The sequence below is a fragment of the Gluconobacter sp. P1D12_c genome, assembly GCF_018812105.1.
Lineage (GTDB): Bacteria > Pseudomonadota > Alphaproteobacteria > Acetobacterales > Acetobacteraceae > Gluconobacter > Gluconobacter oxydans_A.
On the sequence record NZ_JACSIQ010000094.1, the window covers coordinates 1 to 722 of the forward strand.

A 722-nucleotide genomic window follows, 5' to 3' on the forward strand; every position below is an offset into this window, starting at 1 on the left:
ACTCAGAAACCTGAAAAACACCACCAGCAACAGCAGAAGAAACAGCACCAACCAACGTGCCAGCCTTCTCAAACTTTTCAGCCTTAGCTTTTGCAGCATCAACACGCTTTGCAACAGCACGACCATCAGCCAGAGCAATAGCTAAAGCCTTGGCTTGTTGCTTCTCCTGGTTMCACTGGTCCCGAGTTAAACGCCTACGACCTGGACCAATACGAGTTAAGCCAGAAGGCTTCCCGACCTTATCCCAATAACTGTCCTGCCAATCTCTAAACGATTGCTTATAGGCTTCATTTTGTTCCTTTGGAGATAACCCATCCGCCTTGGCCTTCTGCTTTGCACTATCCCCAGGATGTAAGCTGATCGCCTTCAAATCATCAGGAACGATGAAAGCATGAAGATGAGGAAAAGCCTCATCATCATGCCTGATGACTGTCTTCAACTGGTCCCCATACGTGTCCTGCAACCACTTGACCGACCGAGCTTGCCAACGCTTACAATCGGCATCCATCTCACCTGGCCAAGACAGAACAATGCACGCCATAGTATTTTGAGTGCTTCTGATTTTCCTGCTCTTGCCATTCTTCTGAACATCAACAGCACCATCGCAAGCCTGCTCATGCTCACGCTCAAGAGCTTCTAAATCCTGACCAAAAACGAGAACCGGCKTGCCTGGATTTTCAACATGCAAACAGGCATCCGGATTTCTCCGGGTAGCCTCATCT

1 protein-coding gene is annotated in these 722 nt (G+C 48.8%); it reads right to left on the reverse strand.

From position 1 onward, the window contains the following. Positions 1-722, reverse strand: a 722-nt coding sequence (locus KP705_RS15710; RefSeq protein ID WP_215764866.1) for a plasmid recombination protein, incomplete at both ends; no start/stop codon positions are given.